Source organism: Pontibacter aquaedesilientis (genome assembly GCF_014773225.1).
GTDB lineage: Bacteria > Bacteroidota > Bacteroidia > Cytophagales > Hymenobacteraceae > Pontibacter > Pontibacter aquaedesilientis.
On sequence record NZ_JACXAJ010000011.1, the window covers coordinates 74652 to 101595 of the forward strand.

Here is a 26944-nt window from a genome sequence, read left to right on the forward strand (position 1 = left end):
CCCATTTTTAACCCTGTTTCACAACTGATGACGCCGCACCAGCTCCGCCAGCAGATCCAATCGCACTACCCACCTTATTCGTTGGGGAAAGAGTTGGGCCTCCACTGGTTATGGTAAACTCAATCGGTTTAGGCTCAGACTCCTTTGGGTAAACGGCCGTATTCAGCAGATCCGAAGCTTTGTCTAATTTTTTTAAATACTCCTCCTTCGCCTCATAGTGTGGAGGGTTTGGCTTCTCATCTATTATCTTTTTACAGGAGGCAATAACCTTCCCACCAGTTCGCTTGTAATCCAAAATTTCCAAAGAGGTCTCTTTAGGAATAGGGTTTTCAGCTTGTGGTCGGTCATTGAAAAAGGACCATGAGCAATGGTGTGGAGCAAGGAAAATATCCCAATCCAAGGCCTGTTCTTTCTCATCATTCTTATATCGCTTGGTTTTCTCTAAGATAATTTCCCATGAATAGTGGTCAGAATCCCCTCCGAACATCGCAAGACATGCATATTTGGTGTCGTATGAGGCAATCTTGAACCTTGCTTGAAAGACAATACTTGTCGAGTTCTTGTCTTTCTCAGCAGAGGCTAAGTGTTCTTTGAACGGGGCATGTATGAACACAGAGAAAGTTGACTGTTTCTTTCCATTGAAAACCTCCACCACCTTGCCAGGGGTGGCGCGCAGATGGTCTATGTCTTTATAATCTTTGTTACCATCATAACCGATTATCTTTATCCTGTTACCCGGCTTATCTCTATCTGCGTCCTTATTACGATGCAGAGCAATCCTTCTCTCAGCTTCTTTTTGGTACGCGTCCTCATCATCATTAGTGTGCTCTTCCGCGATCATTGGTGAAAACCACATCTCGTCGATTAGAATCCGATTCTCCCTCCTATCACCAATGCTATACTTAGCTGGGTCACCTTGGTAAAAATTATTCTTAAAACCTCGACAGTGGTCACAGTCGCCGTGTGTCAAGATGAATACATCCACATAGGGATTTGCGTCTCTTTTCTTGACGGAGGAAAGCAAGTCCTTTTTTACGTCATAAACCTTCGGGTCCGTGCTGTCGATTGAACTTTGTCTGATGTTACAGTCAACCAAAATAGAAGTGCCGTCTTGAAGGAGAATTAATGACATGTCACCGTTGTCTACTGGATAATACTTGATCTTAGAGTCCGCCATAGAAATATCTAAATATAAGTTTTAACAAAGGTATGGACAAAAATCTAAATATATCAAGCAAAATTAAAAATATTTATATCCTTTTAAGCAATTCTTGATATCTTTAGATAAGATATGTATCTTTGCAGTCGTAACACATAAGGTTTGTAATGAAAACATTGGGAAAAACCTTAAAAGAGGCAAGGGAGCAAAACTCTCTTAAGCTGCGTCAAGTGGAAGACGCTACTGGTATTTCGAATGCATATCTGAGTCAACTTGAAAATGACAAGATTAAAAACCCATCTGCCAATATCCTATACAAACTGTCCTCCCTATACAACCTGGAATTAAACAGCTTAATGGCTGCATCTGGTGCAATCAAGAAAAAGGAAGACGATACGGTTAGCCTACTGAATTCTGTAGCTTTCTCCGCTGAGAGCCTGTCCAAAGAGGAAGAAGAGGCATTAATAGAGTATCTTAAATTCCTCCGGTTCAGTAAGAAGAAATAATGCTGGAAGAGCATACCAGAAGGGATATCGAAAAGGTTGCTGAGGAGATACTATCCGGTAGCAAGTGCCTTGGTGTTTTCCCTACCCCAGTTGATAAAATCATTTCCTTCTCCGAGTTGTCGGTCAACAATGATTTAAGCCTTTCAAGAATACACTCTAATTATATTAAGCAAGCGGATGACAAGTTGTTTAGTGCATTAGCTAAGATAAGGGGCATACTTGACCGAGAGGAAAAAGTCATTTATCTGGATCTGGACTTATCTGATTCTAAACGCAACTTTGTAAAACTGCATGAAGTCGGGCATGAAGTACTACCATGGCAGAAAAATTTACATGAGTTCATGGATGACGACGTTAGCCTGAGCGAACAGACGAACGAGGAATTCGAAGCTGAGGCAAATTTCTTTGCATCTGCTACACTATTCCAGCTCGACCGCTTTGAGGCAGAAATGAGTAAGATCGGGTTTGGCATGAAGGCACCCATGGCATTGGCAAAGAAGTTTGGTGCCTCTGTACATGCTTCGCTTAGACGGTTTGTTGAATCAAACAAGAAACGTTGTGGGTTGATAGTCCTAGAGAATGTGTCACCCCAAGGCTCAATAGTAAGGTGCTCCCTTCGAGACATATTCCTTTCCTCAACATTCAGGTCTGAATTTGGAGAAATACACGTACCGCAGGAACTGGGATACAAATGGGCTTTTGTTAAAGATTACTATTTTCAGAAGAAATACCATGAGCGGGGCAGCATCGAAATTATTTCATTAGAGGGGGAATCTATTGACTGTGCTTATCATTTTTTTAATAACTCCTTCAATGCATTCGTCTTATTTTTTCCACGAGGAGAGAATAGATCGAAAATTTAAATTTCTGTATACCACCACCTAGCGGGTTCTTTCATATATTTAGTCTCGTTCCCATCTATAATTTGCAAGTCAACTTCTATTAAAATCCTTATATGGATCAAGGTGTCGGAAATTGAAATTTCCTGATCTATTGAGATTTTGTAATCTCAGCCTTTTAAACTTACAGGAATCTGTGTGCAAATTGTGTGCAAATAAAAAAGCACCTACTTCGAATAAACGATGTAAGTGCTTGATTTTCTGTGGGCCCACCTGGAATCGAACCAGGCACCTACTGATTATGAGTCAGTTGCTCTAACCGAATGAGCTATAGGCCCGTTCCCTTAAAAGAATGTGCTTCCTTTGATTTGGGAGTGCAATTCTACATATTTGTACTGACAATTTCAAATACAACACAAAAAAATTTCGTGGAGCTGACAAACGTAAAAAACATCATCTTCGACCTCGGCGGGGTCATCATCAACATCGATTATCAAAAAAGCATACATGAGCTGGAGCAGTACTGTCCCAAAGGTCGCTCCATCGAATACAGCCAAAAAGCACAGTCTCAGTTATTTGACCTCTTCGAAACCGGCAACGCCAGCCCAGAGGACTTTAGGAGAGAACTGCGTGCCACCTACCATCTGGACGCTACCGACGATCAAATAGACAATGCCTGGAACGCCATGCTGCTTGATATTCCGGCCGAAAGAATTGAGCTGCTACGCGAGCTAGGCAAGAAATATCGTATTTTCCTGCTGAGCAACACCAATGCTATCCACCTCAAGCGCTTCAACGAGATGGTGGAGCATAGCTTTACTATCCCGAGCCTCGACTCGCTTTTTGAACGCACTTACTACTCGCACCTAATCGGGCAGCGCAAACCTGATGCCATTGTGTTTGAGCAGATACTTGAGCAAAACGGACTGAAGCGTGAAGAGACGCTCTTTATCGACGACAGCATACAGCACATCGAGAGCGCCGACAAATTAGGCTTGCGAACGCTGTTCCTGAAGCCCCCGCTTACCATTAACCAAGTGTTTGGGGATGAGGTTGCCTAAGCAGCAGCACAGGTATAGCCTGCACCTGCTGCTTTTCCTGCTCACGCTTGTTACCACAACCATCGCGGGGGCAGAATGGCGCTTTGGAAAACTGTTTTTTTGGGGTGCAGAAGGGTTCTCCTGGATGGGTACATTTACATGGGCCGAACTGGCTGCCGGGCTGTACTTCTCGCTGCCCTTCCTGGGTGTGCTCACGGTGCATGAATTCGGGCATTATTTCACGGCGAAGCATTACCGGACCGATGTCACGCTGCCCTACTATATCCCGCTGTGGTTCGGCATCACGTCCACCATCGGTACCATGGGGGCTTTCATCCGGATTAAAAGCCGCATTTTCTCCAGGCAGCAGTTCTTCGATATAGGTATAGCGGGGCCGCTGGCTGGTTTTGTAGTGGCTATACCTTTGCTGTTCTATGGCTTCACGCACCTGCCGGAGCCGGAGTATGTTTTTTCGATTCACCCGGAGTACGAGCAATTCGGGTTGGATTACGCGCAGCATGTCTACCAGGGTGAGGGGAACTTCTCCTTGGGCAAGAATTTGCTGTTTGTGCTGTTTGAAAGGTATGTGGCGGACCCGGCACTGGTGCCCAATGCTTATGAAGTGATCCATTACCCGCTGTTGTTTGCCGGTTACCTGGCGCTGTTCTTCACAGCCCTCAACCTGCTGCCCATTGGTCAACTAGACGGTGGGCACGTGCTGTACGGCCTGATTGGGTATAAACGTTTCAATCAACTGTCGCCCATCTTCTTTAGCCTGTTCATTGTCTATGCCGGTCTGGGAGTTATCTCGCCGCACAACGAACCACTCTGGACCGACGAATTGCTGGTGGTGCTGGCGCCTTTTGTGTTCTTCGCTTTCCGGGGGATTCTGCATGACAACCGCCGGGGCCTGATGGCGGCGCTGGGTATGCTGCTGTTGCAATACAGCCTGGCCGAGACTTTTCCGGAGTGGGCAGGCTATATCTGGGTATGGCCGCTGTATGTGCTATACCTGTTCTTTGTACTGGAGCCAGCCGCGCCCAAACTGCGCTATACCTTATACCTGGTGTTGGTGGTAATGACCACGCAAGTACTGATCTCCTTTGTTTTCCCTGATGCAGACGGCTATACCGGTTGGCTACTGTTCGGCTTATTGCTATCCAGGTTGATGGGCATTTTCCACCCCTCCTGCCCCAATGAGGCCCCGCTCACACCGGGCCGCAAGGTGCTGGGTATACTGGCATTTGTTATCTTCTTGCTTTGCTTCAGCCCTAGTCCTTTTGTGATTGAATAGCTGGTTTCAGGGAAGTTAAAATTGTTTGAATCTTAATTTAGGACCCCTATCCCAAGAATTTTCAGGATTTAAAAATTGACAGGATTCTCGCATTAGTCGGCTCCAACTTCGCTTAGCTTTTCTTCCGAACTTGATTCGGGAGAAAAAAGTGAGTGCCCGCCGCACAGGCAAAGTTATAAAACAATGCACGCGCTTGACCTAAGATTGGTACTATGAAAAAAGGGGCCTGAGGCCCCTCTAAAGTAGACGCGAGCGATGACATCCCGAACTAAGTACAGGATCTTCGTCTCGCAACAATATATTCTATCCGTTATACGCTGTAATTCCTCCCAACAAATTACGAACCTGGCTAAAACCCTGTTGCTGCAGGAAAGCCTTGGCGGAGGCGGAGCGCATACCTGACCGGCAATGCACGATCACTTCCTGATCCTTGTACTGCTCAATGTCATCCAGTCGCTCCGGAAGCACGCCCAGGGGAATGTTCTGGGCACCGGCGATACTGGTTTCCTGGTGTTCCCAATCTTCGCGCACGTCAATGATAACGGGTGTATCCCCTTTGGCTAGGCGCTCTTTTAGTTCTTCTGCGGTAATATCTGCTGTGATCATGGTTTTATTAGGAATAGTTTGGTGGTAAAAATATGCTTGTCTGTTGTTATACGAATTGTGTATAGTCCGGGAGCCAGCTGCGGCAGCTGTACTGGAACCTGGCCCATGGATGCCTTTTGACGGAAAATTTCCCTTCCGGTTATATCGAACATCGAAAAATGCAGGTACTCCCCTTTAAAGTAAAGTACGCCTCTGGATGGATTAGGGTATACCTGCACCCGCTCCGCTTCCGGTATCTCTTCAATGCCCAATGCCTGGCCACTCATGACAGGGCGCAGCATTACGGCTCCTTCCAGAGAGGTGTCTTCTTGCCAGCCCGTTACATTGCTGAACAGAAAACGGCGGCCACTGGCTGAGTGGTTACGGTCGAAACCCACGTTGAGGAAAGTGGTGCCCGGCTGACTCCAACCGATGTAAAAGCTGCCATCCACCGCCACCGGTTCCGACAGCTGCACTTCATAAAATGTATTGAGCCCTTCGGTATATTGAACCTGAAACGATTGCTCATGCAAGGTGCGACCTGGTATACCGTTTTCGTCTGCCCAGATTTTAAAGGTAACCGATGTGTTTCGGAGTGTGCTCCCTACTAACGGAAAATGTACCCTAAAAGCCCGTACCTGGTCTGGCAGGCTCAGGTCGAAGCGCTGCGCTACCTGCGTCGCGCTGCTGGACGACACATAGCTGAAACCTCCTTCTGCCGTACCATCGTCATAAGCAAAGTAGTCGGCAAACTGGGTGCTGCGGAGTGTGCTGTCGTTGGCCCGTTGCAAGGCATTTGGCTCTTTGGTGTCGAGGAGGAAGCCATGCTGCAGCACAAAGCCCTCGTTGCTAAGATTGAGGTTGCTGATGCGGGGCGAGCCTTTGATCTCGAACTGGCGCACCTGGCCGGGCAATAGACCCTGTTCTCTCAGAAAAGTGTCGGCGACGACCGCTCCTGCTCGCTTTACAAACCCACGCCAGGCAATCGCACCTGGCATAGTGCCCAGGTTGTTCACAGAGGCCGTCACTTCCTTGCTCAGGTATAGCGTAGGGTTGGCCAGAAACTGGCGGGCGGGCATAGCGGTATAACCGTTGAGTAAAGGCGAAACACTTCGGCTGATGCCAATGTCACGGGTCGTGTTTTGTCCTTTGCGGCGGTTGCGGTCCATTTCCACATAGTCCAGATTCCAGACATCTAACAAGCCATTGCGGGAACCCTCGCTCCTGAAACGGAACTGAAAATTGTCATGAAAGAAACGCTGTTCCCGCAGGGCCACAAACACCTGCGCAAAGTCCGTTGCATTGCCTAGCCCAGCCTGCTGCCATACCGGACGCCAAACACCTGTATTGTCCTTAAACTCAAGCTGCAGAAAACGGCTGTTGTTGCTGGTGCGGTCCGGCACATCGCCCAACCCACCTGACTGCCAGTAAAAACTCAGGTATACCGAGTCGGCAGGGCTCAGCCCCTGCAACTTTATTGGTTGCGAAGTCAGCGTATCGGCCGGACCGGCGCTGCTGGAGCCATAAGCTTGCCCATTTGCATTCAGTCCGTCGAAAGATGCTGCCTGCCGGGTAATGGGGCGTAAGGCAAAGCGGCTGCTCACGTATACCCCGCCATTGATCCAGCGGGCCGGGTCTGGGGTAATGGAAGTGGCAGAAAAATCGTCGAAGAAAGGGAGCGTGAGTGGCGTTTGCTGCAGTCGGAGTTGCTGCTTAACAGGGGCCTGAAACTGGCGCTGCAAATCTTGCTGCAGGGGCATGAGCATGACCTGGGCCATCGCTACCATACTGCAACAGAAACATACTACCGTAAGCGCCAGCTTTTTGCTCATACACATTGGTTATATATAAATCGCCTGCCACAAAGCGTGACAGGCGATTCAGGATCAGTCTATACCTTGCACAGGCTCCTCGCCTGCCACCCATAAGTCTACCAGTTCACCCATTCGGATCTTGGCTCCTACCTCAGCGATCGGGCGCTGTCTGATGATCGTGCCATCGGACTTGCCGCTTCCCTGCACGTAAATGATGTTGCCAATCTGAAGCCCCTGCCCTACCAGCAGTACCGAGGCTTCGTCCAGCGGCATGTTCACAACGCTCGGCACTTCAAATTCAGTGTTGCCCAATCCGTCGCCCACATGCAGGTCTACCACGGCGCCTTTCGGCACCAGGTCGCCTGGTTTCACTTCCTTGCCGTTCACAAACTGCTTGAGCACGGCGCCATGCTGCAGGTCCGGCACATTCGTGATTTTTCCCTTACGCAGGTTGTAGCTTTTCAGAATCAACTCCGCATTTTTCACCGAACCGTCAATCAGCTTGGGCATCTTGATCATCGGCGGGTTTTTCATGTTGATGCTGATGTAGATCTTTCTGTTTTCCTTCACCTTTGCACCCGCTGCCGGGTCTTGGGTGAGTATTTCGAAAGGCTTGCGCTCCGGGTTATAGCTGGAATCGTTCACAAAATAGCGCAGGTTCTGCTCTTCCAGGTACTCCTCCGCATCAGGCAACTGCATACCGGTAATTTTCGGCACCGAAATGGTTTCACCGTGGTTAGTGGTCTCGGGCAGGTATAGGTAAAAGAAGCCAAAGACCAGCAGGCCCACAATCACGCCCATTAGAGCCAGGTGTATCAGCACACCCACAAAAGAATTCGATTTTAACATTTAATTAATTGTTTGCCCCAGGGCTTTTGTTAATTGTTGATTACTGTCTGAATCTATACATAAGGCCCCTACCCCAAGGATGTACAGGATTTCATAATTTTCAGGATTGATTAAATATATAATCGTTCAATAATCTAGTAAATCCTTTAATCCTGAAAATCCTGATTCAGACAAATAGTTTGTGCATTATGTAGGATAAGCTCCAACGAAAAAAATGAACCTCTCTAACTCCTAAACTCTCAAACTTTCTAACTCCTAAACTCCCAAACTTTTCTCGTTTCGCTCCATGCCGAATGTCAGGATGCGGTCGATGAACTCGTAAGGCTTGTAACCGTTGATGGCGGTCTGGTGGAAGATACAGGTTGCCGGGGTCATGCCTGGCAGGGAATTCACCTCAATGATGATGGTCTCCACCTCGTCGTTCTCCAGCACACGCACAAAGGCATCGATACGGGCATAGCCTTCTATCTGCAGGATCTGGGCCACACGCTTCAAGTCCTCCTTCACTTTGTCAGAGATTTTCTGGCGGCGTTCCGGGTCAGTAGCATAACGTGCCGGCGTGATATTCTGACCTTCCCCAGCCAGGAATTTTTCTTCCAGCGACAATACCTCGCCTTCGGCCAGCGCCTCCGATGCCTCAAACACCTCGTACTCCACGGTACCGTCCGGGTTATACCTTGTCAGCAAACCACCTGTGATTTCCAGGAAGTGCTTCGCGCCGTTTTTGCTGATGAGCGTTTCTACCAGGAAGCCCTGCTTATTCGGAAACTCCTCTTTAAAGCCAAGCGACAAAGTAGCTGCACAGCCTGAGTCCAGCTCCTCCATCTCCCGGAAAATAAGGGTGGTGAAGGCGTCCAGTTCCGCGCGGTTCTTGATCTTCTTCACAGCCGAACTGCAGCCATCGTCAGCCGGTTTGGCAATGAATGGGTATTTGAACTCGTACTCTATACCTTGGTAAAAAGCCTCTTTGTCATTCAACCAGTCTTCTTTCCAAGCCATTCGGTGCTGCGCTACTGGCACGCCATGCTTAGCGAGAATTTCGTTGGTTTCGTATTTGTTGATCGTGATCTGCGAAGAACTGATGCCGGAGCCATTGTAAGGTATAGCCAGCTTCTCCAACTCCTGCTGTAGAGCGCCATCCTCACCCGGACGGCCATGCAGTGCGATAAATACGGCATCGACCATGTTCTGCAGTTGACTGTAGGTGATATGCTGCGGCTCGTCCAGGCTTTTGCCGGTATACTTGCGTGTAATGCTTTCGGCCTCGCTGATGATTTCCTGCAAAACCGGGTGCGGCTTACCTCCGTGCTCAAAATGCTGGATCTTTTCCTTGATGTCGTCGGCATTGTCCTTCAGCATGATGTTGATTGGAATACTGTACAGACGGTGCTCCTCATTGCTTCCTGTCAGGAAGATGGGCAGCGGTTCGTACTTGGTGGAGGAAGACAGCTTCTCGTAAATGTTTCGTCCGCTTTCCACCGAAATGTGTCTCTCAGAAGAATACCCCCCCATGATCACCCCTACCCGGATCTTGTCGTGGCGGTGAGCATTCTCTTCCTTGATGGCATTATCGAGCTTGCTTAACAGCCTGGTCAGTGTCACGGTGTCCTTACCGGACTTGAGGCGCTCGGCCACCGAGGTGCGAATAATGTAAGTCAGGAACTGCGAAGGGTTCAAGCCGATCTCAGCCGCCTGGTGGAAGAAGAACGAAGACGGCAGCATGCCCGAAGTCGTGTTCGGGTCGTTCAGGAAGATATTGCCTTCTGCTGTAATAAAGCCGTCCAGGCGGGCGTATACGTTAAAGCCTAAGTTTACAAACAGCTTGCTGCAGGCTTTGCGAATTTCCTGAATCTGCTCACTTGGCAGGTCGATCGGTGTGATTTTGCGGGCCAGACCCGGCAGGTATTTCGAACGATAGTCAAACACCTCGCTCCCTTTCACGATTTCCGTCGGCGGTAAGGCGATGGGCGCACCGGCTTCGTCCTGCACCACGATGCAGGAGAACTCGCGCCCTTTAATAAAGGCTTCTACCAGCACCTGCTGCTCATGCTCTACGCTTGTCAGTGTGATGGTGTCGGTGTCAGTGGTCTCAAAGGTATGGTTGATGTGGTTCAGCAGCTCTTCCGGGTGATACAGGATCTTTCCATCCTCAAGCACCACCGGCATGCCGATGCCCTCGCGTATGTCTACCAACTGCTTCATGCTGGCTACCTGCTTCTCTTCACCCAGTGCCTGCCATGCTGCTTTGTAAATATTCTTGGTAAAGAAACTTCGGTCCATGCCCTGCTCAAACAGGTCGTAGTTATGCTCCTTCACAATCGAGACACCAATAGAAGAACCCTGATGCGGTGCCTTGAGCACAAGCGGCAAACCCAGGTCCGCTACCAGCGACTCGAACAACTGCTGTCGGTTCTCCTGCTTTTTCCAGTCGCCGTACTGTACCTTGCGGTAATCTGGTGTTGGGAAGCCGTGCTGCTTCAACATTTCCTTTTGGGCAGCCTTGTCTATACCTATAGCCGACGGCAAAATGCCGGAACCGGAGTACGGAATGTGGTACCATTCTAGCAAACCCTGAATGCTGCCGTCCTCGCCGTAAGGTCCGTGCAGGGCCAAAAAAGCAAAGTCGAAGTGATTGCGGAACTCATGCGGCATTAGGCGCTTTCCGGCTTTGGCAATAATGCGGTCCTGCTCCTCGATGCTCAGCTCGCCCAGTGACTCCAGGTATATCTGCAGCCCATGCTCGCTCTCTGGCAAGGCCTCAACCGGCGGATAGAAGTCACGGATAGTGCCTTTGTAGATATATTGCCAATCCAGCAAAATGAAATTGCCGAGGCTATCGGCAAATACTGGAACGGCTTCAAAAAGTGCTTTGTCAAGATTATCGTACACGGTGCGGCCGCCTGCGAAGGATATTTCGCGCTCACGGGATGGCCCACCAAAAATTATTCCTACTCTCATGGTATGCAAAGGTAACAAATACGCGCTGTATTTTAAGGGGCAAAAGATACAGCATGCTTTTGGAAATACATAGTAAAATCGGGATTTATGATGTCCGGCACAGGTATAACGGCGGGGATGAGTCGGAAATTCAATGTTTAACCAAGGGAGGGATTGTTTTCGTGCGCTATCGGCGGTAGGATTTATGGTGCGATTCGAATATCCCGGACTTGATTTGGGGTCTACTATCTTTTCATACCGCAAGTTTGGCGGCAGCGCAACTTGTGGTTGTATATGATAGCCAGTTTGTAACTGGCGTAGCGGCGGCTTTGCAGGTATAGCAAGCTCACTTGTTTCATGGCTTCGCCTTTGCGGTGGGTACTCCCTTTGTGTCTTGACACAAAAATCGAGGGCCCCTACCCCCGGGAGGTTAAGTCTTCGCTAAACGCTACCAAGATCCTTCCAGGATGACAAAAAGAGTAAAACTTAATAGCCCTATCCCTTTGGAGAAGCAGTGGGAATGACAATCGTGCACCGCTCCTTCCCCTGTTTCGGGGGTAGGGGCCCTCTACAAAAGGGGAAGGCAGGGATATCCTGTTAATCCTTAAATCCTGAAAATCATGATTCAGACAAATACCCTTTTCACTATATTTGTACACCCATTTACGCATACCGGAAACAAAAAACCCGGAAAAACGAAAAACGAGTAAGACTAACGAAAAACAACTTCATGAGAACAGTAGACGCGTATAACTTTACCGGCAAAAAGGCCCTGGTTCGGGTTGACTTCAACGTGCCCCTGGATGCTGATTACCGAATTACCGACGACACCCGCATCAGAGCGGCCGTTCCGACTATCCGAAAAATTCTGGATGACGGTGGCGCTGTGATTCTGATGTCGCACCTGGGCCGTCCGAAGGCTGGGCCGGAGGAGAAATACTCGCTGCGCCATCTGGTAGACCGTCTCTCCCATGAGTTTAACACTACCGTGAAATTTGCCAGCGACTGCGTAGGCCCGGAGGCCGCTCAGTTGGCGCACGACCTGCAGCCAGGCGAAATCCTGCTGCTGGAGAACCTGCGCTTCCATAAAGCCGAGGAGAAGGGGGACGCTGATTTTGCCAAAGAACTGGCTAGCCTGGGCGATGTGTATGTGAACGACGCTTTTGGTACGGCGCACCGCGAACATGCGTCTACGGCAGTTATCGCACGGTATTTCCCGAACGACAAGGTAATGGGCTACGTGATGCATGCGGAGCTCGACAACGCACGTCGCGTGCTCGACAGAGCCGAGCGTCCTTATACCGCCATTATGGGGGGTGCCAAAATCTCCGACAAAATCCTGATCATCGAAAAGCTGATGGACCGCGTGGACAACCTGCTGATCGGCGGGGGCATGAGCTATACCTTCGTCAAGGCGGACGGTGGACAGATCGGTTCGTCGCTGGTGGAAGAAGATAAAGTAGAACTGGCTGCCCGCCTGATTGCTATGGCCAAGGAAAAAGGCGTGAACCTGATGATCCCGGTAGACTCGATCATTGCCGATGAGTTCAGCAACGACGCCAACGTAGACACCGCCCTGAGCCACCACATCAAACCGATGTGGATGGGCCTTGACATTGGACCGAACGCCCGTGAGCAGTACGCTGATGTGATCCGCAATTCCAAAACCATACTCTGGAACGGCCCAATGGGTGTGTTTGAGATGTCAAACTTCTCGGTAGGCACCGAAGCCATTGCCGATGCTGTGGTAGATGCCACACGTCGGGGCGCCTACTCCCTGATTGGGGGCGGCGACTCTGCCGCTGCCGTGAATAAGTTCGGGTATGCTGACCGCGTATCTTACGTATCGACAGGTGGCGGTGCGCTGCTGGAGTACATGGAAGGCAAGACACTGCCTGGTGTGGCCGCCATTGAACGAGACGATTACTAAGAAAATAAATGGTCCGCTTTTTTGATTCGGGCTATTAAAATTAAAATCCCCTGCTGCTTTTTGTGGCGGGGGATTTTTTTTAAATGTGCAGCACAATCAATAATTCAGGTAAATTTGCAGCAGGCGGAAGGCTGGTGTTGTGAATCACACACCTTCAGTTGGCCAGAAAACAAATGCGTATGGAAGAACAGAAGAATAACCCCCTCCACGGAAAGACATTAGAACGGATATTAGTGCAGTTGGTAGACTACTATGGCTGGGAGGAACTGGGCTACAAGATCAACATCAACAGTTTCAACAGCAACCCAAGCATCAACTCCAGCCTTAAGTTCCTGCGTAAAACCCCTTGGGCCAGACAGAAGGTAGAAGAGTTGTACATCAGAACTTTTGCCGGAAAATAGTAGCCCCTCACCAAACCAGACATGAAAGACTACAAGAAATATTACATCGTACCGGCTGCCCCGGAGGAGGTATACACCGCCCTGACCAACCCAAACACCATCCAGCTCTGGTCAGGCGACCCGGCCGAGATGTCGACGGAACCCGGTTCAGAGTTTTCGCTTTTCGAGGGGAACATCGTCGGCAAGAACCTGGAATTTGAGGAAGGAAAAATGATCGTGCAGGAATGGTATTTCGGTGACCAAACTGAGAAATCTATTGTAACAATTAAGCTGCACCCACACAAACACGGCACCTCCGCCGAGCTGCGTCACCTCAACATTCCGGACGAAGCTTACGAGGATATTGTGGAAGGCTGGAATGAGGCTTACTTCGGTGCTCTGATTGAGTTTTACGAGGACGAATTTTAGTTTTGAGTTTTTTAGAAGTATCCGGAATCAGTGTGCACGAAGACGGGCATACCGTTTTGCATAATATCAGCTTCCGGCAAGGGGAGTATGAGAAAATTGCGATAGCCGGGGAAACCGGCTCTGGCAAAAGCACCTTGCTGCAAACCATTGCCGGCTTGGTGCAGCCCAGTGCCGGGCAAGTAACATTCGAAGATCAGCGCGTGATTGGCCCGCACGACAAGTTGGTGCCGGGCCATGCAGGTATAGCCTATCTGTCGCAGCAGTACGAGTTGCCTCCATTTCTGCGGGTAGAGCAGGTCTTGCGCTACGCCAACGCCCTGCAAGGCGACCAGGCCGAAACGCTGTACGAGGTATGTCGCATCAGTCACTTGCTTCAGCGCAAAACCAACCAACTCTCGGGAGGTGAGCGTCAGCGTATCGCTTTGGCCCGTCTGCTCAGCACCTGGCCTGACCTGCTGCTGCTCGACGAGCCCTACTCCAACCTAGACAAGGGGCACAAAGAAATGCTCAAAGAAGTGATCCATGATATCACGGAGCGGCTGGCCATCACCTGCATTCTCATCTCCCATGATCCGCACGACACCCTCTCCTGGGCCGATCGCATCATCGTGCTCAAAGGTGGCCAAATCGTACAGCAGGGAACGCCCGAGCAGGTATACCGCCAACCCGTCGACGAATATACGGCTGCGCTTTTCGGCAGCTATAACCTGATACCAGCAGCTGCGGCTGATAGCTTCACGGCTATACCTGGCATTTCACCCCAAAGCCGAGATCTGCTCATCCGGCCGGAAAGCTTCCGACTTACAACGGCTGAAGCCACTGCTGTGACAGCCACCGTGAGCAAAGTAACATTCTTTGGCGGTTTCTACGAGCTGGAGGCACAACTTCCCGGGAGAGCCGTTACCCTCAAGACGAGTCAGCAACCTCCTGCAGTAGGTAGCCAGGTATACCTGACGGTAGCACCTGAGGATGTTTGGTACCTGTAAGCGTTTTAATTTCCCTTGCTGGTCGGGTACAATTCAACAAGGAGAAGTTTATCAGGCGTGTGCCTTGTCCCTTAGTACCCGTGCTGTAACCAGCAACTGCCCAACGTGGCGCATACTGTGCTCCGCCGCATGGAAAAGCAAACCCATGACCGTAGAATCTACCTGCGCCCGACCCACCTGCCTTGGCTCAGTCAAGGTCTGCTCATCGGTTTGGGCCAACTGATCCAGCGCTTTATCCACCTGCTCATGAAACCGTTGCACCAGATCCTGTGCATGCTCCTTTGCATGGGCAGGCTTCCCTTCGGCATACAGGTACGTGAGTTGCTGCTCTGTCAGGGCCTCGCCTTTGGCGTAAGTGAACAGGCGGTCCAGTATACCTACCAGGTGCTGCAGGTGATACCCAACCGAAGCGACTCCCGCCGGACGTTCCCAGAGTAAGTCCTCCGAAAAATCCTGCATAAAGTTCTCCACCTCTTCGCGGGCCTGCAGCAGCGCATGGGCCACCGGTTGCAGCAAAGGCGGTATGCCAGGCAGCGGACCGCGCAGCCAGACTTCCAGGTTTTTGGTCTGTGTCATTGTATATTGTTTAGGTGAGACTTTAGGTAAATTATCCTGATCCAAGATTATTTTAAACTGCAGTCAGGACAAAAGGTTATACCTATAGGTATAGGCATACCTATTTCCCACTTATCACTTGCTCCTGCTGCGGATTATACCTAATATTCGGCCACTATACCTTCAATCAAAAAGTTTAAACCTATGCCTGCTTACATCATTGTAGAAGTGAACGTGACAGATCCTGCCACTTATGAGGATTACAAAAAACTGACTCCCGGATCGTTGGAGCCTTTTGACGGAAAGTTTATTGTGCGTGGAGGCGCTGCTGAGTTGCTGGAGGGCGAGCAAGAGCCGAACAGAATGGTGGTGCTGGAGTTCCCGACCATGGAAAAAGCGAAAGCCTGGTGGTCATCTGAAGAGTACGCTCCTGCCAAAGCCATACGCCAAAGCGCATCCACCACCCGCATGATCGCAGTGGAGGGAGTTTAGGAGTTTGAGAGTTAGAAAGTTTAGGAGTTTAGAAGTTAGAAAGTTGAGAAGGTATACTTACTAACTTCCAAACTTTCTAACTTTCTAACTTTCCAGTTTTCCTTTGTCGCGTCTGTTCAGGTAGTCCAGCACTTCGTCTACCGATGCCAGATCCCCTTGTTTGTGGTAGCAGTTTATGCGTTCGATCTCACCGGCGATCAGTCCGGCACGGGTGTCTTCGAGTTTGCCTTGCGAGTGCGTTACCTCATCCTGCCAGGGCATTGCCTTGCCGGGCACGCTGTAGAGGTATAGCTCCGGATACTCCTGCAGAGCCATCGTTACGGCCGTCATAAAAGCCCGTGGTTGCTGGAAGGGAGCAGCCGTTACGACGAGGTGTTTGTACTGCTTCTTTTTGGCATGCAGGATCATGGACTCTGCCTCAATGCGGGTATGCAGCAGCTGTGTATCGGCTGGCACAGGCGTTACCGGCTCCAGCATCTCCTCTCCTATGCCGAACAAACCCAATTGCCTCTGCCAGATGGCATAGCCCGGGTAGCCGCTGAGCGGAACAGTGTCCAGGCAGAAGACTTTGTCGATTCGCTTGCTTTGCATCAGTTGTTGAGCCGTTTCGAAGGATGCGGCCTGGTTGTCTGCTGTCTGTCCGAAAAGGAAAAGGCCGTCCAAGGGTTTGGCGGGCAGGGTGTCGCAGAGTGTTCGGATAATGAGTTCTTCTAACATAAGCAGGATTATACGCAGGCAGGTATAGCAGGATGTATCTATACAAAATTGACTATTTTTGTGCATGAAACCAATCTTTTTGCTTACTCTCACTTTTACTTTCTATCATCTCTATGAAAGCAATCGGTCAGCATAAAACAAACGAACCAACTGTAGTCAAGCCGGTGCAGCTGCAACTGGAGGGCTACAACAAGCGGGACATCGATCTATTTGCCAGCGCGTTCAGCGACACGGTAAAGGTATACCGACAGCCGGGCTTACTGACTTACCAGGGCCGGGACGAGTTGCACAGCAGGTATGGCGCTATGTTCGCCAGCACGCCAGACCTGCACTGCGAGGTCGTGAACCGGATAATTGCCGGCGACGTGGTGATCGACCATGAGAAGGTGCAACGCAAAAAAGGACAGCCGCGCACCGACGCCATTGCCGTATACCGGGTGCAGGATGGCTTGATCGTGGAAGTCACTTTTATACCACCGCACAACCAATAGGCTATACCTGCCACACTACTTTAGAATTATTCCAACGATGAATAACCAGATTGACAGTATAATTTTTGACCTCGACGGCACCCTCTGGGACGCAGCTGAGACGGTGGCCCGCGCCTGGAAGGCAGCTAGGGATCAGGTCGATTTTGAGATACAGGAGATTACCCCCGAAAAAATCCGCTCCATAGCGGGCACGCAGCACAACCTCATCTTCCCGATGCTTTTCCCGCACCTCAGCCCCGAGCAGCAGCATCAACTGATGGAGATAAGCGGCAAAGAGGAGATGGCCCACATCAAAAAGTATGGCGGCAAACTGTACGACGGGCTTGAGGCGACACTGCAATACCTGCAGCCCAGGTATAGACTCTTCATCGTGAGCAATTGCCAGGACGGGTACATCGAGGCTTTCCTGGAGCACCACCAGTTACGAGCCTATTTCCAGGACCACGAGTGCTCCGGCCGGACAGGCGACCCCAAGGATGTGAACCTAAAGGCCATCGTAGAACGAAACAAACTAGAGTCGCCGGTGTACGTGGGTGATACGCAAGGTGATTTTGATGCCAGCGCTAAGGCCGATGTTCCTTTCATCTACGCCAGCTACGGCTACCGCGAGGTGGAGCAATACGAACATAAACTGGAGCAAATCGCTGACCTGACCAGGCTGTTCTAACCCGAAAGACAAGGTGGCGCTATACCTCGATTGGCCATGCCAGGTATAAGCTGCGTATAGTCTCGAAAAAAGACATGATTCTGGAAGCGCAGCCCGAAGACATTGACGAGGTTTACAGCCTGTGGCGCATCCTGTTGGACCATCACCAGGGGCATCACCAAGTTTTCAGGTATAAGGCAGGTAGCGAACAGGCACTCAAGTCAGAACTCCTTACCCGGATAAAAGAAAAAAATACCCGTGTGTTCGTCTACCAGCACAACGACGAGTGGGTAGGAATGCTCATGGCCAGTCTCAGGGCCAGCTCGGCTGGTTTTAAACTGGCTCACAAAGGCTACATCGCCGAAACCGTCCTCAAAGAAGCGTTTCGAGGCAGCGGCATTGGTAAAGAGCTTTTTGAGGCAGCCCGCAAATGGCTAATCGACCAGGGAGCTGACCATATCGAACTGCAGGTATCGGTGCATAACCACGCGGGTATCCGTTTCTGGGAGTCCCTCGGTTTCTCTCCCTCCACCCACCATCTAGTATTAACCCTCAAGTAGGTCTTTTTTCAACGTTAACAAGGGACAAAACACAAAGCCCCGGCACACTGTTGTATGTCGGGACTTCGGGCTGGATTAGGTATACCAGGTGTTAGGATGGCGTGAAAGCTCATGGCCTCATTTCGTATACCTTGTCGTAAACGGTTTCAGCCACCTTCCGGAAAGAAACAAAACCAGCTTTGCGGGCGGCCTGTTGCAGCTCTTTTTCATAGGTATCAACCCCCAGTTCTACCCGGCTCACTTCCTCGGCCACGACATGGCGCCCTTCAGTTGAGCGCATGCGCTGGTACAGCTCTTCTCCTACCTTGTAGCGGTCTTTCGCTTCTACAGCCACCAGCACTCCGTCCCGTTTCAGTACCTCATTGCACTCGATTAGCAGGTCCTGCAGACTGCCGCCCATGTTGTGCAGACATTCAATCAGGGTAATCAGGTCGTATTGATGTGCCTGCACCTGGTCGGCCGTAGCCAATTCGAAGTGGGCATTGCTGATTTTCTTCTCTTTGGCCAACAGACTGGCCCTTTCCACAGAAGACTCATACCTGTCGAAACCAAGGAAATGCGATTCAGGAAACGCTTCGGCCATGATCAGGGTGGATGCTCCGTGGCGTCCGCAACCCAGGTCGGCAACAGTTATACCTTGCTCAAGCCTGTCCATGAGCCCTTCCACGCCAGGCAGCCAGTTGTCAAACAGACTCGATAGATACTCAGAGCTAAAAAAGCGGGCTGAGGGTTCAGTTAGTTTATCTTTTCCTGCCATACCCGGAATATCGCTTTTTTTCTCAACCGACGGTTCTCTAACAAACTTTGCAGTTTTTTCCACGCGTTTGGATTGAAAGCGCTCCCCAATGTAGAAGGGGCTCTTCCGGTCTGTCAGTGCTATGGCATGCTCGATGGGCAAGGAATAGGTATCCGAATCGGGCTCGTGCGACACGATGCCTTCTGTTGCCTGGTGATGCAGCCACTTTTTAACCAGCCGCACTTTTGCTCTGGTACGGCGGGCCAGCTCTCCTACTGTAACAGCGCCTGCAAAGGCCATTGCTTTATAAAGGCCTAGTTGCACGCCCAGGTAAGTCATCTTTATTCGTTCTGAAGCACGGAGATCATCCAATATGCGATGCACAAAGTCTGACATCTTTTTGGTGCTTATTTCTTTCGGCAAAATAGCATGAGTGTCCATAGTTGTAGATTTTGGTTGGATTAACAATCTAAAAATAAGCACCTTGCCTATTAAAGTATTGTATGTAACTCGGAATGTTTTGTATAAATCAGAAATTCCGACGGAGCTCGAGCGGAGTATACCCGGTCCTGCGTTTAATGAAGTGGCTGAAGTGCGACTGATCGTCGAAGCCAAGTGTGTAGGCGATTTCGGCCAGTGCCAGATCGGTGCTGGTGAGTAAGGCTTTGGCCTCTAGCAGCAGCCTGTTTTTAATGATATCGTGTGGGGGCTTTCCGGTAGTGCTTTTGACTACATCGGCCAAGTGTTTGGGCGTGATGTTGAGCATGCTGGCATACTGCTGCACTTCCCGCACTTCCTTGAATTTTTCCTCTACCAGCCGTTTGTACTCGCTGGTTAATTTGACTGCCCGCGTTGCCTTGTCTTTGATGTAGACGTTGTACCTGGCCTTGTAGCAATCTCGTATGAGCAGCAGCAAAATGTGCACATAATCACGCAGCAGCTGGTTTTTCTCGCGGGACTTGCCCTCGTTCACTTCTATGATGTTGGTAAATGCCTTTTGAATCAGCTCGCTTTCCCTTTTGGTGAGGCTGACCACGTGCTCGGCTTGCAGATCGAAGAAAGGAAATTGTTCTGTGAGTGTGCCCTTCACGACGGGCTGCATAAACTCCGATTTGAATTCCAGGCAATACCCATTGCAACCCCGAATGTTATAGGAAGAATAAAGCATGTTCTCCGGCACGATCACCAAATCGTGGGGCATGAGCCAGCGGTGCTTGTCATCCAGCCGGACATCGTGCAAACCTCCCAAAAGCAGGTATATTAGGTTAAAGTTTCTCCGCAAAGTCGGGATTCCCCGCTTTGGGTCTACTTTTTGGTGCCTTTCCTGCAAGGTCCCCGGCAAGAGCATTAAGTCTGGATCATAGGGACTGTTATCGTGGTTAATTTTTCTTTCAAAGGCAGCAATTGTATCAAAGGTCAATATTTTATAATCGGGCACGGATCTTAATTTACTTTTCCATTATACTGCACAATTAATAACCCGTAAATTAAATGAAGCTCCATTTTGCTTCAGACTCTTGACAGGCATTAAAAGCTCAGCTATACCTGTGTACACCCTGCACACAACACCCCCTTATATAGAACAAATCAAAACCTTAAAACAGTGCCTTATATTTAGTTATTTTAGCCTGAAAATCAATTACTTGGTCAACACCCCGCTAAGTGGGTTATAAAGTATTATTAAATTAGTGTAGCCCTTGCATTCGTAATTAAACTTGAATTCGGAACTGCCTGTTTTCCTCCTATCCGATCAAAACGGGCCCGCAACGTTCACTTCAAAGGGTCTGCCTAACACTAGCCGCTGCCTGCTTATAAGCTAGCACAACAACAGTTCAACCCAAAGCCGAAAGATTAAAGATTCTACTTTCGGATGGCAAGTATTCGGGTAGCAGGAATGGAGGCTATACCCTAATTGGCTATTTGATTGGCAAGCATTTTTCCTGACTCAAAATCAGAGATGTTCTGTAGCGTCACGCTGGCTATACCTTCCATGGCGTTGCGGGTAAAAAAAGCCTGATGGCCCGTGATGAGCACGTTGTTGAAAGAGAGCAGCCGCATAAACACGTCATCCTGGATCACTTTGTCCGACAGATCCTCGAAGAACAGGTCCGCTTCCTCTTCGTACACATCCAGCCCCAGGTAGCTGATGTGTGCGGTTTTGAGGGCTGCGATAACAGCCTTGGTATCGATAAGCGCACCCCGGCTGGTGTTGATCAGCATGACGCCTTGCTTCATGGAGGCAATGGATTCTTTGTTGATGAGGTGGTGGGTCTGCGGCGTGAGCGGACAGTGCAGCGAAATAATGTCGGACTCAGAATAGAGTGCGGGCAGTTCGGTGAACTCTATCCCTATTTCATCAAATTCATCCCGCTTTATAACATCGTACCCCAACACCCGGCAACCAAAACCCTTTAGAATTCTGGCTGTTACCAAGCCGATCTTTCCCAGTCCGATCAACCCTACCGTTTTACCATGCAGGTCGAAACCCATCAGTCCGTTCAGCGCAAAATTGCCTTCCTTTACACGGTTGTAGGCCCGGTGCGTTTTGCGATTGAGGGTAAGTATGAGCGCCAGGGTATGCTCTGCCACCGAGTAGGGCGAATAAGCCGGCACCCGCACCACCTTGATGCCGAGCTTTTGGGCCGCTTCCAGGTCCACGTTGTTGAAACCTGCGCAGCGCAGTGCGACGAGCCTGACGCCTTGCTCAGCCAGAAGTTGCAACACTTCGGCATTGGCTTTGTCGTTCACGAAAATGCAGACCGCCTCATGCCCCTTTGCCAGCACGGCCGTGTTGCGGTTTAGTGGTACTTCCAGAAAATTAAGCGTGTGTTTGTGCCGGGTATTGCTTTGGTTAAAGAACTCAGTGTCGTATACCTTGGAGCTGAAAAACAGGACATTCATGAGCAGGAAATTAAAGTGACAGCATTAGCTTTTTTATACGGGAGAAACGATCCCGGTATAGATCTACTGCATTGCCAGGTATAGCTTGCCGCTTTCGGCATACCGGAGCATACCTGTGTCTACCAGTTCGCGAAGCAGCTCAGTCACGGCTTCGGAATGTTTCGGCTCAAATTGTTGCACCAATTCTTTAGGGAGAATAGGCTGATCCTGCACCAGCTTGCATACCTTCTCGCGCAGACCTAACTGCTCCTTCCCTTCCCGCTCTTTTTTGCGCTGCGCCAGGCAGTAGTCGCAAATACGGCAGCTTTTGTCGTTCAATTCACCGAAATACTCCAGCAGCAGTTGGGTGCGGCATCGGTCGCTGGTCTCGACATAGTGCGCCATCTCTCTAGCCTGCTCCATGGCACGGTCACGCAATTGGTCCAGCTTTTTGTGATTGAGGGGCAAGTTGGCAGCATCCAGACGCGGAGTTGTGAAAACCAGTTGAGGTGCGTCGTGTTGGGGTTCGTATACCAGCACCTGCAGTTTGTGCAGATACTCTAACTTGCGCCGTATCTCCTGCTCCGGCTTGTGGAGTTGCTGGGCCAGTTTTTGTTCTGATATTTTCACAAATCCCGTAAAAGCCTCTCCCCCATACATCCGCAGAATCATACGCAGCAAGGCATCGTGCTCGGCATTCGCCACCTGAAACTCATATAGTGCCATGTTGTCGAGCAGCAAGTATAGCCTGGAGGGACTGTAATAAGCCTCGTTGAGTTGCAGATAGCCTTCGCCCTCCAGCCGCTTAATGGCATGGTGCGCTTCCAGGGTTTTGAGTTTGTAGTTTTTGGAGAAAGCCGCCAGGTCGAAATCGAAATTACTCATAAAACCGCTGCCCACCGCGATCTGGTAATAGTTGGCCAGGCACTGGTATACTCTGCGAATCAGCTCTAAGGGCGGGTGGGCTTCCGTTACTTTTTGCAGCAAATCCTTTGTATCGCTCGGGCCATAAAGCAGGGTGGCATAGGCGTATTTCTCATCCCGACCGGCACGGCCCGCCTCTTGGTAGTAGGCTTCCAGGCTTTCGGGCAGGTCCAGGTGCACCACCAGGCGCACATCGGGTTTGTCTATCCCCATTCCGAAAGCATTGGTAGCCACTATGACCCGCACCTTATCGTCAATCCAGGCCTGCTGTGCGTTGCTGCGCTCTTCAAACTTCAGTCCGGCATGGTAGGCGCCAGCCGCAATGCGCCGGCTTTGCAGAAACCTGGCCAGCTCCACCGTCTGACGGCGACTACGCACATACACGATCGCCTGCCCCGGCATGCGTTGCAGAATCTCGAGCAGGCGGCCCACTTTATCCTCGGTATACAGACAGGAATAAGAAAGATTAAACCGGGCAAAACTCTTTACAAATACATGCTGCTTTCTAAAGGCCAGCTTCTCCTGAATGTCCAGTCGCACCTGTTCCGTGGCCGTGGCCGTAAGCGCCAGCACGGGCACACCGGGCAGTGCTTCCCGCAACTGGGCCAACTCCAGGTAGGGTGGTCGGAAGTCGTAACCCCATTGCGAGATACAGTGTGCCTCATCCACGGCCAGCAAGCCGACTTTCATCCGCTTTACACGCTCCTGAAAAAGATCAGTCTGCAATCGCTCCGGCGACAGGTATAGGAACTTCATGTTACCATACACGCAGTTGTCCAGGGCAATATCAATCTCGCGGCGGTTCATACCGGAGTAAATGGCAATGGCAGGTATACCCCGCTTTTTCAGCTGCTCCACCTGATCCTTCATGAGCGCAATGAGCGGCGTGATCACCAGGCAAATCCCCTCCTGGGCCATGGCCGGCACCTGAAAGCAAATGGACTTTCCACCACCCGTCGGCAACAGCGCCAGCGTGTCCTCCCCGGCCAGCACCGACCGGATGATATCCTCCTGCAGCGGCCTGAACTGATCATAGCCCCAATAGGTTTTGAGTATGTAATGGATGTCGTGCAAGCGGGTTGTGGTTTGGAGAAGCGAAGATAAGGCATATCAGCCTAAATCGCTCTCACCAATTAGAAGGTATCAGAAAAAAGGATAGGCATAAAGCCCCCTTCTGTTCTTAGGAGGGGGTAGGGGGAGGTGAACAAAAAAGCCCGCCTCGAATGAGGCAGGCTTTCACTGGTAAATATGTTGAGATTAAGCGGCAGCAGACTGACCGTCTTCACGGTCTTCGATCACCTTTTTGAGTTTATCGATGGCCTGTGCGGCACGCTCTTCGTCAAAACGGTTGATGTTGAGTAACATCTTGGTCTTTTCCTGGCGCGTGATCACCTGGTGGTTCAGCAAGCGGATGATCTCCTCCTTCTGCTTGGCAGACGCATAGCGTACACCTGCCGTCTGCTCCGCCTCGGCAGGAGCCTTGTCAGCACTAGGGGTAGCAGACGCAGCCTTCATAGTTGCCTTCTTCTCGGTTGGCACCGCAGGCTTGGCTGATGATTCATTGCCGGCATAATCCATCTCCTCGACCGGTGTCGGCTCATACCCAGCCGCCCGGATAATCCAAGCCAGGATGTTGCGGTAAGCCTTGCCAATAGCCCGGGTCTGTGCCATACTGGCGATCGCAAATTCCTGGTAGTACTTTTTGCCCTGCTCCTTGTTAGAGCAGATCGCAAAGCCGGCACCCACCACCTGCTGACTGCGCAGGTCCAGCAAGTTCACTTTTGCCTGGTACTTGATCTCATCGTCGGTGCTGATGTTGACGACATGCTCCACCACCGGCAAGATACCCAAACGGGAACCGGCATACTGCCAGCCTTCAACATTCACATATTCCTTACCTTGTATATTTTGAAATAACCTGTTCTCTTTAATAAACTTAGCCAGGTCAATAGCTAAGTGAAGCGTTTCGTCAGATTTGGCTATATCATAGCTTTCGACCTTCTGCTTCTTCTCTACTTTAGTCTCTTTATTAGCTTGGCTCATTTTCGTTAGATTTCATGTTTTAGTACATATATCAAACATACCCGCACATCAAATAGTGCAAAAAATTTAAAAAAATACACCATACAACTACCTGTAAATCAATTAGTTATAAATTAATTTTTTAAATTTTGTATGCCCCTTGAATTCCCTGACCAATCAGGCCGAAAAACGACGTGAGGGGATATAGAATACGTAAAAAAGTACAATCAGGGTGTAAAGAGAGAATAAGCCGGCGCTCAGCTTCACCTTGGCAAGGTATAGCCGGGCCAAAAAGAGAGTATCGGGACTACAAGAATAGACCTAAAAGATGAGTGTAGCTGCTTTTACGCTTTTACTTCCTGCACAATCAGACCATCCTTCATAACTAATGTGCGGTCTGCCATGGTAGCCAGCTGTTCGTTGTGCGTCACGATCACGAAGGTCTGGTTGAACTCATTGCGCAACCGGAAAAAGATTTCGTGCAATTCCTGAGCGTTCTTGGAATCCAGGTTACCACTGGGTTCATCAGCGAAGATAATACGAGGTGAGTTGATGAGGGCACGGGCCACAGCTGTACGCTGCTGCTCGCCCCCCGACATTTCGGAGGGTTTGTGGTGCATGCGGTGGCTCAGGTTGAGCATGCTCAGCAGTTCGGCGGCCCGCTCAGTTACCTCCACCTCAGGGCGACCGGCCAGGAAACCCGGCAGCGATGCATTCTCGAGGGCGGTAAACTCAGGCAGCAGGTTATGAAACTGAAAAATGAAGCCGATATGCGTGTTTCGGAATCGGGCCAGATCAGTGGCGTTCAGGCGCGATATATTTTTATCATCAAAAAGAACGTCACCCGAATCGGCATTGTCAAGTGTGCCCAGTATGTGCAGCAGCGTGCTCTTGCCAGCGCCCGAAGCCCCTACAATAGAAACTACTTCCCCAGCCTGAATAGTCAGGTCGATCCCCTTGAGTACCTCTAATGATCCGTATTTCTTGTGAACGTTGACTACTTGCAGCACAGTTTGGCAATAATAAGTTTAAGGACTATATAGCTTCCAAAGCTACAAAACAAAAGGTATAAACCGCCAAATTGGTCTTAAAATTTCAGGTATGCGCGGCCTGTCTCTTCAGGGTTTCTCTGGTATGGCGCCCGATTGATCTTCTATCAGAGGTTCCAAACCGACTCCTTCCGGCTTTTTCTCAAGCACATCTTTCACATAGAGTTCGTTTATCAGCACCATGAGCACAGCCAGAATCGGGGCTGCCAGCAATAGCCCCAGACCACCTTGCAGTATACCCAGCAGCACCTGAAAAAAGAGCAGCAAAGCAGGCGGAAGAGCAACTGTTTTCTGAAAGATGATCGGTGTGATGACATACGACTCCACCAGTTGGATGCCTCCGTAGATGAGCACCACGAGCAAGGCCATGTCCGGCCCAACCGTAAGTCCGACCAGCACAGCCGGCACCCCCGCTAGCCAGGGACCGATATTAGGTATAAAGGCCAGAAAAAAGGCAATAAGACCCAGCGCAAAAGCCAGCGGTAACCCAATAATGGAGTACCCTATGGTCGTACTCACGCCTATAATCGCCATAGCCGACAGCATGCCCAGCAACCACATCTTAAGCGTCTGGTAGCACTCGTCTAACACCTCCAGCATTCTGGTACGTTTATGATCCGGGAATAGCCTGGTGAAACCATAGGTATAGAGCTTTGGGTCGGCCGCCAGGAACAAGGCCGTGATCAGCACGATGAAGAAATCGGCCAGGAAACTGAGCGTTGAGGAGAACAAGCTGGTGAGCCTGGACAGAACTTCCTTTTGCTCAGGCATCATGCGTTCATAATCTTTCGGTATCTGCCCTGTTAGTTGGCGTCCCCAGTTATACTGGCTTAGCCATTCCTTCAGTCTTGTGAGGGCCTGCGGAATGGTTTTGCGCATCTCGTCAGCCTGATCTGAAACAGTTGGTGCCACCAGCCAGAAAGCACCCACCACTGTGCCCAGCACCAAGATAGTGACTAAGGTCAACGCTATCCCTCTCTTCATGTGCAGACGACGCACAACCCAATCAGTCATGCCGCAGAGCAGCACAGCAAACAAAATCCCGGCAAACACCAACAGGAAAAAGTAGACAGCATTTGCCAGCAGGTAAAAACCTGAAGCAATGAGCATTACAATAAATGCAG

The 26944-nt window shown here is 50.2% G+C and carries 26 protein-coding genes and 1 tRNA gene; 12 read left to right on the forward strand and 15 right to left on the reverse strand.

What is annotated here, in order from left to right:
- Positions 1-7: 7 nt before the first annotated feature.
- On the reverse strand, positions 8-1177 hold the full coding sequence (locus H9Q13_RS16780) for a cobyric acid synthase CobQ (protein WP_191184971.1): 1170 nt from the start codon (positions 1175-1177) through the stop codon (positions 8-10).
- Between the two features lie 149 nt (positions 1178-1326).
- Between H9Q13_RS16780 and H9Q13_RS16785 the strand changes: the two genes are divergently transcribed.
- Together H9Q13_RS16785 and H9Q13_RS16790 are read left to right on the forward strand one after the other, a co-directional pair.
- Positions 1327-1665 carry a helix-turn-helix domain-containing protein gene (locus H9Q13_RS16785; protein ID WP_191184972.1) on the forward strand — a complete coding sequence of 113 codons (339 nt, stop codon included), beginning with the start codon at positions 1327-1329 and terminating at the stop codon, positions 1663-1665.
- Entirely contained in the window at positions 1665-2528 is an 864-nt protein-coding gene (locus H9Q13_RS16790; RefSeq protein ID WP_191184973.1) for an ImmA/IrrE family metallo-endopeptidase, read from the forward strand. The genes H9Q13_RS16785 and H9Q13_RS16790 overlap by 1 nt, the downstream gene beginning before the upstream one ends.
- Before the next feature lie 240 nt (positions 2529-2768).
- Here H9Q13_RS16790 and H9Q13_RS16795 read toward each other — a convergent pair.
- A tRNA-Ile gene (locus tag H9Q13_RS16795) sits at positions 2769-2842 on the reverse strand.
- 90 nt (positions 2843-2932) lie between these two features.
- On the opposite strand from H9Q13_RS16795, the gene H9Q13_RS16800 reads away from it, so the two are divergent.
- Complete coding sequence (locus H9Q13_RS16800) at positions 2933-3565, forward strand: HAD family hydrolase (protein WP_191184974.1); 633 nt, start codon at positions 2933-2935, stop codon at positions 3563-3565.
- Positions 3552-4838: a site-2 protease family protein gene (locus tag H9Q13_RS16805; RefSeq protein WP_191184975.1), complete on the forward strand. Its 1287-nt coding sequence runs from the start codon at positions 3552-3554 to the stop codon at positions 4836-4838. Before H9Q13_RS16800 ends, H9Q13_RS16805 begins: the two co-directional genes overlap by 14 nt.
- A gap of 303 nt (positions 4839-5141) precedes the next feature.
- On the opposite strand, the gene H9Q13_RS16810 is transcribed toward H9Q13_RS16805, so the two are convergent.
- The 4 genes from H9Q13_RS16810 to H9Q13_RS16825 all read right to left on the reverse strand — a co-directional run bounded on the left by H9Q13_RS16810 (position 5142) and on the right by H9Q13_RS16825 (position 11044).
- Positions 5142-5444, reverse strand: coding sequence for a rhodanese-like domain-containing protein (locus tag H9Q13_RS16810; RefSeq protein ID WP_191184976.1), 303 nt, complete (start codon positions 5442-5444; stop codon positions 5142-5144).
- On the reverse strand, positions 5441-7255 hold the full coding sequence (locus tag H9Q13_RS16815; RefSeq protein WP_191184977.1) for a T9SS type A sorting domain-containing protein: 1815 nt from the start codon (positions 7253-7255) through the stop codon (positions 5441-5443). The genes H9Q13_RS16810 and H9Q13_RS16815 overlap by 4 nt, the downstream gene beginning before the upstream one ends.
- Before the next feature lie 54 nt (positions 7256-7309).
- The gene (locus H9Q13_RS16820) at positions 7310-8086 is read right to left on the reverse strand and encodes a PASTA domain-containing protein (protein WP_191184978.1); all 777 of its coding nucleotides are present in this window, start codon (positions 8084-8086) and stop codon (positions 7310-7312) included.
- A 255-nt stretch (positions 8087-8341) separates the two neighbouring features.
- Positions 8342-11044, reverse strand: a complete 2703-nt coding sequence (locus H9Q13_RS16825; RefSeq protein ID WP_191184979.1) for a D-alanine--D-alanine ligase family protein — start codon at positions 11042-11044, stop codon at positions 8342-8344.
- A 709-nt stretch (positions 11045-11753) separates the two neighbouring features.
- Between H9Q13_RS16825 and H9Q13_RS16830 the strand changes: the two genes are divergently transcribed.
- From H9Q13_RS16830 to H9Q13_RS16845, 4 genes are all read left to right on the forward strand, one after another.
- Complete coding sequence (locus H9Q13_RS16830) at positions 11754-12953, forward strand: phosphoglycerate kinase (protein ID WP_191184980.1); 1200 nt, start codon at positions 11754-11756, stop codon at positions 12951-12953.
- Between the two features lie 179 nt (positions 12954-13132).
- Positions 13133-13354: a VF530 family protein gene (locus H9Q13_RS16835; protein ID WP_191184981.1), complete on the forward strand. Its 222-nt coding sequence runs from the start codon at positions 13133-13135 to the stop codon at positions 13352-13354.
- A 21-nt stretch (positions 13355-13375) separates the two neighbouring features.
- A complete protein-coding gene (locus H9Q13_RS16840) occupies positions 13376-13762 on the forward strand; it encodes an SRPBCC domain-containing protein (protein ID WP_191184982.1) in 387 nt (128 codons plus the stop codon).
- A 2-nt stretch (positions 13763-13764) separates the two neighbouring features.
- Positions 13765-14748, forward strand: a complete 984-nt coding sequence (locus tag H9Q13_RS16845; protein ID WP_191184983.1) for an ABC transporter ATP-binding protein — start codon at positions 13765-13767, stop codon at positions 14746-14748.
- 51 nt (positions 14749-14799) lie between these two features.
- On the opposite strand, the gene H9Q13_RS16850 is transcribed toward H9Q13_RS16845, so the two are convergent.
- Positions 14800-15324: a DinB family protein gene (locus H9Q13_RS16850; protein ID WP_191184984.1), complete on the reverse strand. Its 525-nt coding sequence runs from the start codon at positions 15322-15324 to the stop codon at positions 14800-14802.
- Between the two features lie 183 nt (positions 15325-15507).
- On the opposite strand from H9Q13_RS16850, the gene H9Q13_RS16855 reads away from it, so the two are divergent.
- Positions 15508-15795, forward strand: a complete 288-nt coding sequence (locus H9Q13_RS16855; RefSeq protein WP_191184985.1) for a DUF1330 domain-containing protein — start codon at positions 15508-15510, stop codon at positions 15793-15795.
- 84 nt (positions 15796-15879) lie between these two features.
- Here the strand turns inward: H9Q13_RS16855 and H9Q13_RS16860 are convergent, their stop codons facing one another.
- Positions 15880-16512, reverse strand: coding sequence for a YdcF family protein (locus tag H9Q13_RS16860; protein ID WP_191184986.1), 633 nt, complete (start codon positions 16510-16512; stop codon positions 15880-15882).
- 113 nt (positions 16513-16625) lie between these two features.
- Here H9Q13_RS16860 and H9Q13_RS16865 point away from each other — a divergent pair, with 113 nt between their 5' ends.
- The 3 genes from H9Q13_RS16865 to H9Q13_RS16875 all read left to right on the forward strand — a co-directional run bounded on the left by H9Q13_RS16865 (position 16626) and on the right by H9Q13_RS16875 (position 18209).
- Complete coding sequence (locus H9Q13_RS16865) at positions 16626-17003, forward strand: nuclear transport factor 2 family protein (protein ID WP_191184987.1); 378 nt, start codon at positions 16626-16628, stop codon at positions 17001-17003.
- A gap of 37 nt (positions 17004-17040) precedes the next feature.
- Complete coding sequence (locus tag H9Q13_RS16870) at positions 17041-17670, forward strand: HAD family hydrolase (protein ID WP_191184988.1); 630 nt, start codon at positions 17041-17043, stop codon at positions 17668-17670.
- Positions 17671-17744: 74 nt separating this feature from the next.
- Positions 17745-18209 (forward strand): GNAT family N-acetyltransferase, encoded by a 465-nt coding sequence (locus H9Q13_RS16875; RefSeq protein WP_191184989.1) that lies wholly within the window; start codon positions 17745-17747, stop codon positions 18207-18209.
- Between the two features lie 109 nt (positions 18210-18318).
- On the opposite strand, the gene H9Q13_RS16880 is transcribed toward H9Q13_RS16875, so the two are convergent.
- The 7 genes from H9Q13_RS16880 to H9Q13_RS16910 all read right to left on the reverse strand — a co-directional run bounded on the left by H9Q13_RS16880 (position 18319) and on the right by H9Q13_RS16910 (position 26930).
- On the reverse strand, positions 18319-19386 hold the full coding sequence (locus H9Q13_RS16880; protein WP_191184990.1) for a class I SAM-dependent methyltransferase: 1068 nt from the start codon (positions 19384-19386) through the stop codon (positions 18319-18321).
- An 88-nt stretch (positions 19387-19474) separates the two neighbouring features.
- The gene (locus H9Q13_RS16885) at positions 19475-20365 is read right to left on the reverse strand and encodes an AraC family transcriptional regulator (protein ID WP_224744360.1); all 891 of its coding nucleotides are present in this window, start codon (positions 20363-20365) and stop codon (positions 19475-19477) included.
- A gap of 488 nt (positions 20366-20853) precedes the next feature.
- Positions 20854-21846, reverse strand: a complete 993-nt coding sequence (locus H9Q13_RS16890) for a 2-hydroxyacid dehydrogenase (RefSeq protein ID WP_191184992.1) — start codon at positions 21844-21846, stop codon at positions 20854-20856.
- A gap of 63 nt (positions 21847-21909) precedes the next feature.
- Positions 21910-23823 (reverse strand): RecQ family ATP-dependent DNA helicase, encoded by a 1914-nt coding sequence (locus tag H9Q13_RS16895; RefSeq protein WP_191184993.1) that lies wholly within the window; start codon positions 23821-23823, stop codon positions 21910-21912.
- 183 nt (positions 23824-24006) lie between these two features.
- Positions 24007-24792, reverse strand: coding sequence for a hypothetical protein (locus H9Q13_RS16900; RefSeq protein WP_191184994.1), 786 nt, complete (start codon positions 24790-24792; stop codon positions 24007-24009).
- A gap of 323 nt (positions 24793-25115) precedes the next feature.
- Positions 25116-25781 (reverse strand): ABC transporter ATP-binding protein, encoded by a 666-nt coding sequence (locus tag H9Q13_RS16905; protein ID WP_191184995.1) that lies wholly within the window; start codon positions 25779-25781, stop codon positions 25116-25118.
- A gap of 108 nt (positions 25782-25889) precedes the next feature.
- A complete protein-coding gene (locus H9Q13_RS16910; RefSeq protein WP_191184996.1) occupies positions 25890-26930 on the reverse strand; it encodes an AI-2E family transporter in 1041 nt (346 codons plus the stop codon).
- Positions 26931-26944: the final 14 nt, after the last annotated feature.

Bases quoted from the DNA above. Each gene is read 5' to 3' on its own strand.
- H9Q13_RS16780 (WP_191184971.1), bottom strand. From the start codon at position 1,177: ATGGCGGACTCTAAGATCAAGTATTATCCAGTAGACAACGGTGACATG.
- H9Q13_RS16785 (WP_191184972.1), top strand. From the start codon at position 1,327: ATGAAAACATTGGGAAAAACCTTAAAAGAGGCAAGGGAGCAAAACTCT.
- H9Q13_RS16790 (WP_191184973.1), top strand. From the start codon at position 1,665: ATGCTGGAAGAGCATACCAGAAGGGATATCGAAAAGGTTGCTGAGGAG.
- H9Q13_RS16805 (WP_191184975.1), top strand. From the start codon at position 3,552: ATGAGGTTGCCTAAGCAGCAGCACAGGTATAGCCTGCACCTGCTGCTT.
- H9Q13_RS16810 (WP_191184976.1), bottom strand. From the start codon at position 5,444: ATGATCACAGCAGATATTACCGCAGAAGAACTAAAAGAGCGCCTAGCC.
- H9Q13_RS16815 (WP_191184977.1), bottom strand. From the start codon at position 7,255: ATGAGCAAAAAGCTGGCGCTTACGGTAGTATGTTTCTGTTGCAGTATG.
- H9Q13_RS16820 (WP_191184978.1), bottom strand. From the start codon at position 8,086: ATGTTAAAATCGAATTCTTTTGTGGGTGTGCTGATACACCTGGCTCTA.
- H9Q13_RS16825 (WP_191184979.1), bottom strand. From the start codon at position 11,044: ATGAGAGTAGGAATAATTTTTGGTGGGCCATCCCGTGAGCGCGAAATA.
- H9Q13_RS16830 (WP_191184980.1), top strand. From the start codon at position 11,754: ATGAGAACAGTAGACGCGTATAACTTTACCGGCAAAAAGGCCCTGGTT.
- H9Q13_RS16835 (WP_191184981.1), top strand. From the start codon at position 13,133: ATGGAAGAACAGAAGAATAACCCCCTCCACGGAAAGACATTAGAACGG.
- H9Q13_RS16840 (WP_191184982.1), top strand. From the start codon at position 13,376: ATGAAAGACTACAAGAAATATTACATCGTACCGGCTGCCCCGGAGGAG.
- H9Q13_RS16850 (WP_191184984.1), bottom strand. From the start codon at position 15,324: ATGACACAGACCAAAAACCTGGAAGTCTGGCTGCGCGGTCCGCTGCCT.
- H9Q13_RS16855 (WP_191184985.1), top strand. From the start codon at position 15,508: ATGCCTGCTTACATCATTGTAGAAGTGAACGTGACAGATCCTGCCACT.
- H9Q13_RS16860 (WP_191184986.1), bottom strand. From the start codon at position 16,512: ATGTTAGAAGAACTCATTATCCGAACACTCTGCGACACCCTGCCCGCC.
- H9Q13_RS16865 (WP_191184987.1), top strand. From the start codon at position 16,626: ATGAAAGCAATCGGTCAGCATAAAACAAACGAACCAACTGTAGTCAAG.
- H9Q13_RS16870 (WP_191184988.1), top strand. From the start codon at position 17,041: ATGAATAACCAGATTGACAGTATAATTTTTGACCTCGACGGCACCCTC.
- H9Q13_RS16875 (WP_191184989.1), top strand. From the start codon at position 17,745: ATGATTCTGGAAGCGCAGCCCGAAGACATTGACGAGGTTTACAGCCTG.
- H9Q13_RS16880 (WP_191184990.1), bottom strand. From the start codon at position 19,386: ATGGACACTCATGCTATTTTGCCGAAAGAAATAAGCACCAAAAAGATG.
- H9Q13_RS16890 (WP_191184992.1), bottom strand. From the start codon at position 21,846: ATGAATGTCCTGTTTTTCAGCTCCAAGGTATACGACACTGAGTTCTTT.
- H9Q13_RS16900 (WP_191184994.1), bottom strand. From the start codon at position 24,792: ATGAGCCAAGCTAATAAAGAGACTAAAGTAGAGAAGAAGCAGAAGGTC.
- H9Q13_RS16910 (WP_191184996.1), bottom strand. From the start codon at position 26,930: ATGCTCATTGCTTCAGGTTTTTACCTGCTGGCAAATGCTGTCTACTTT.